Raw genomic sequence first — 4,364 nt, 5'->3', positions numbered from 1 at the left:
AGTCTGGCCTCGATGGCAAACCGAGGTGCAAAAGTGGTTCTGACGGGTGCGTTCTTCGATACCCGTAGCCTCCAGCCGATGGGCGATATTGTTATTGGAAAGAAGCTGGTGCACTTTGGGGGGCGTGGAGCAGCGCTCTGCTTGCGCCGCGTGAAAGGCGCGGAGGGCTGGGTGGCAGGGATTCGGGCTAATGACGGCATTGACCGCCACACGGACTGGGGCAAGAGTGAGATTGTGCTCGCGGGCGGCATTTTACTACTCAAAGACGGTGAGATCGTGGTGAATCCGGCCAAGTCCGGCTTTAGTTCTCTCCTCCAAAAGCCTGATCCACGTGCCGGTGTTGGTATCCTCAAGAACGGCAATCTGATCTTAGTGGCTACCAAGAGCCCCGTCACGCTGACCGAGTGGGCACAGATTCTTAAAGCAGCCGGGGCAGTGGACGCACTGAACTACGATGGGGGCTCGTCTACTGGGCTCTATCTGGATGGGAAGGCGCTGGTCGCGCCAGGACGAAAGCTCACCAACGCGCTGGCTGTCTATGTGGAGCAGCCCACGGCGGTGGCCAAGAAATCGGTTGGCAAGAAGAAACCCGTGGTCGTGGCGAAAGGGTAATACAGCGCCCGTATGGGATAATGCGTTGTGCAAAATCGTGTCTGGGCAGAGGTTTCTCTGGAGGCCATCGCCCATAATTATCGTCTTTTGAGCGCTCGCTACCGCGATGTCGCAGCGGTCGTGAAAGCCAATGCCTACGGCCATGGCCTGGTTCCCGTGGCGCGGGCCTGCGTTTCCGCCGGGGCAACGCGGCTCTGTGTGGCGACTTTGGAGGAGGGGCTGAGCTTGCGCAAAGCGGGACTCTCACAGTCGGTCTACCCGCTGAGTGCCTTGCTCCCTGAAGAGGCCACCGACTGTGTCCGCGCCGACCTCACCCCGTTTATCTCCAGCCCGGAGTTCTTTGCCGCTTTTGCTGCCGCCGCAAAAATCGCCCCCATTCCCGCACGCTGCTATCTTGTGCTCGATACCGGGATGGGCCGCGAGGGGATGGACTCTCCGGAGTTGAAGAGCCTTCGTGAAAATTGCCCGCCACAGGTGGAGATTATTGGCATCGCCACGCACCTATCGTCTGCCGATGAGGATGACCTGCTACCCACGGAGCTACAGCTCTTCACCTTCAAGGCAATAACACGCGACTGGGAGGGCTTGCACTCTGTGGTTAACTCACCGGGGATGTTGCGGTTAGCGAGTGGAGGAATTCGGCGCGCGGGGGCGATTCTCTATGGTATCGAGCCTTATCCTGGTGCGTTGGAAGAGTGCCCCACACTTCCCGCAATGACACTCAATGCGCGTCTGACTCTTGTTAAGTCACTGCCCGAAGGCGCAACGGTCGGCTACGGGCGAACTCACACGCTCACCCGCGACTCCGTGATTGCCACTGTCCCGGCGGGCTACGGCGATGGCTGGTTGCGGCGACTGGGAAATCGAGGGTTTGTGGTCGTGCAGGGCCAGCGCTGCCCGATCGTGGGACGTGTCTCGATGGATCAGTGCCAGGTGGACGTCACGGAAGTTGCAGGCGTTTCGGTGGGCGACACCGTGACATTGATTGGGGAGGGGATCACGGCGGCGGAGGTGGCGCAGTGGGCCGAGACAACGGCGCACGAGCCGACGACACTGCTCAACAGCCGGGTGCCGCGCTACTACACCCCATCTACCACATAGAAAGCTCCTTTGAACTCGAAACAGAGCTTCCTCCCCCCCGGTAGCCACTGCAGCTGCCTGGGGAATGGCCCCGTGTACGGGAACGCAAGTTCCCCCAGAGCCACCCGCTGGCTTCCGTCAAGGCGCAGCGTGTGTAGCTCATACCCTTGTTGCAGTAAGGAGGTGTCCTTCCTGTAGTCTTGAGCCACGAAGACGGCGAGACGCTTGCTCACCGGCGAGTAGGCAAGCTGATTGAACGATCCCACGGTGGGGAAGGGGATGATGGTCGCCGTGCGAGAGCGTGCGCCCTCGGACAGGCGAAAGGTATAGCGAAAAAGCTGGGGCCGGTACCCGATTTGTAGCGTGCCACGCGCCCCAAGCACGGTGTCGCCGTCGGTGCACTCCAGAATGGCTCCGAGATTGAAGTTAACAAACCCATACTGCCCCTGGAACGCATCGGGATGAAAGCACCCGATCTCCGATTTATCGGAGCGCCCGAGCGAGACGATTCTGAATTTTCCGGGCTCGTCACGCCGCCCGGTCACCGCGAAGAGCTCCGAGGTGGGCTCCTCCCCTTTGTGGCGAAACGCCAGCACGACCCAGGCGCGGCCATGATCGCTCCAGAACGGAGGCGAGGCATGGTGAAGGCGCTCCGAGATCGAGAGCAGTGGTTTTTCGAGTTCCCAAGTGTGGTGCCGCTGGCCGTCGGTGGAGAGAATATGCACCACGAACCCGGTGTCATCGTCGGTGATGCCTAATAGCGCGGCGCTCTCTGGGGAGAACACGAGCTCCGTGCCGCCCACAAAGTCAATAGCAAGAAAGGGAAGGCGGTTGGGAGAGGTCGTTCGTCTTCCTGTCAGGACATCCACCGAGAAAAACGCGACGGCGGGCTTGTCTTTTGCGGACTTTGGGGCCGAGGCTTCCAGCCCAATGAGGCGAGAATCCGATTGCCAGGCCAGGTTGACGAACGTATTTTTCTTTGGCGTGAAGACTTTCCGAGCGCGTTGGAGAAGCTTTTGCATGTCAAGTCCTTACTTACGTTAAAACAGCCAGGAAGCGTTCCAGGGCGCGGGTTGGGGTGCGGCCTTTGGGAAGCAGAACGCCTGTCGGGCGGGTGAGCTCCTCGCCCGTAAGGGGACGCGTGATGAGTGTGCCGTCGCGCACTTCGCGCTCGATGGTGGGCTCGGGGAGAATGCTCACGCCCAGCCCGATCTCGACCACGCGCTTGATGGTTTCGATATTATCAAAAGCCTGCGTGATGCGCACCGTGACTCCGTGCTTGGCCAGGAAAGTGTCTATCAAATCGCGCGTCGGGATGTCCTGAGCAAAGGCGACAAAGGCAAGTCCCTGGAGCTCGGTTGCTGCGAGGGTATCTTTCTGTGCCAGGACGTGATCTGGGGGGAGCGCCACCACCATATTTTCTGAGGGGAGCGGGAGGATGGAGATTCCAGCCCGTTCGCGGGGGCAGGCGACAATGCCGCAGTCAATGGTTCCTGCCTGAAGTGCTTCGTAGATTTTATCGGTGCGCAGGTACTCCAGGTGAAGATTGACCATCGGGTACTGCCGGAGAAATGTGGTGACGGCAGGAGTCAGGGCATGGAGCCCGATGGAGTAGACTGTCGCCACTTTAAGGGTTCCGCCGATCTCGCGCCCGAGGTCTGCCAGCTCACGGTGGAGGGCATCCGCCCGCGCCAGAATCTCCAGGGCATAGCTCAATGTGCGCTCGCCCGCCTCGGTAAAGTGTGCCCCGGGGCGGCCCTTGCCCCGCTCAACGAGGCGATGCCCCAGCTCCTTTTCGAGCGAGAGGACGCGCTGACTCACGGCGGACTGGGAGACAAAGTGCTTGCCCGCCGTCTTGGAGAAGGACCGTGTCTCCGCAAGGTCCACAAAGAGCCGAAGCGCATCGAGATCCACGGCTAGAGTGTACCTGAAAAGACCATCTCCGCCGCGCCTGTCAGTTGGAGGGAAGCGCCGGGGAGGCCGTCCCAAGCTACCGTGAGAGTTCCGCCGCACGAGGTTACTTGCACGGGATCAAATCGAGTTGCTCGGCCTGTCTGGATCGCGACAGCGGCGGCGGCGCAGGCTCCCGTCCCGCAGCCGAGTGTCTCGCCCACGCCTCGCTCCCAGATGCGCAGTTGAAGTTGATTGGGGGCGGTGGCGACAGTCCAGAGCACGCTGGTCTTCTCCGGGAAGAGCGGGGCATTTTCGAGGGCGGGGGAGTCTTGGAGAAAAGTCGTGTCGCTGGGCAGCACCGTGGGCCAGAGCACGGTGTGGAGCGAACCCGTGTCCACGGTGGTTCCGCCGGGAACGCTCTGCTCCCAGAACTGCGGCGGTGGCAGTGTGAGAGTTACCGTGCCCTGCGTGAGCTTGTAGGGAACCGGCCCGGAGCGGGTCTGCACGATGCCGTCAACGGGAATTTGGCCACGCTCCACCGCGAGCGTCACGACGCAGCGTAGGCCATTGCCGCACATGGTGTCCTCAGAGCCATCGGCATTGAAGATGCGAAAGTGAAGATCACCTGCCTCCCCTTGGCCCGAACCCACCCGGCTACTCGCACTGCTCGCATCCACCCTCCCTTTCCCTCTCCCCCTTCCTTGGGACAGGGAAGGGGGCTGGGGGGATGGGTTCAAAAGCGTGTACGTCAGGAGCCCGTCGGCACCGATCCCAAAGCG

Annotated in this window: 5 protein-coding genes; 2 read left to right on the top strand and 3 right to left on the bottom strand. The window is 61.3% G+C overall.

From position 1 onward, the window contains the following. Both ACH2EH_RS12920 and alr read left to right on the top strand, forming a co-directional pair. Positions 1 to 612: phosphodiester glycosidase family protein (locus tag ACH2EH_RS12920; RefSeq protein WP_395142280.1), on the top strand; the 612-nt coding region annotated here is incomplete at its 5' end. Positions 613 to 639: 27 nt separating this feature from the next. Continuing rightward, positions 640 to 1,713 carry an alanine racemase gene (gene alr / locus ACH2EH_RS12915; protein ID WP_395142279.1) on the top strand — a complete coding sequence of 358 codons (1,074 nt, stop codon included), beginning with the start codon at positions 640 to 642 and terminating at the stop codon, positions 1,711 to 1,713. On the opposite strand, the gene ACH2EH_RS12910 is transcribed toward alr, so the two are convergent. The 3 genes from ACH2EH_RS12910 to dapF form a co-directional block, all read right to left on the bottom strand. Then, positions 1,692 to 2,714 carry a hypothetical protein gene (locus ACH2EH_RS12910; RefSeq protein ID WP_395142277.1) on the bottom strand — a complete coding sequence of 341 codons (1,023 nt, stop codon included), beginning with the start codon at positions 2,712 to 2,714 and terminating at the stop codon, positions 1,692 to 1,694. The genes alr and ACH2EH_RS12910 overlap by 22 nt on opposite strands. Before the next feature lie 13 nt (positions 2,715 to 2,727). After that, a complete protein-coding gene (locus ACH2EH_RS12905) occupies positions 2,728 to 3,606 on the bottom strand; it encodes a LysR family transcriptional regulator (protein WP_395142275.1) in 879 nt (292 codons plus the stop codon). A 2-nt stretch (positions 3,607 to 3,608) separates the two neighbouring features. Further along, positions 3,609 to 4,364, bottom strand: a 756-nt coding sequence (gene dapF, locus ACH2EH_RS12900; protein WP_395142273.1) for a diaminopimelate epimerase, incomplete at its 5' end; no start/stop codon positions are given.

It is taken from the genome of Armatimonas sp. (assembly GCF_043760365.1).
GTDB lineage: Bacteria > Armatimonadota > Armatimonadia > Armatimonadales > Armatimonadaceae > Armatimonas.
The sequence above is the reverse complement of the archived record's forward strand: the minus strand, read 5'-3'. Positions and strand labels throughout refer to the sequence as shown.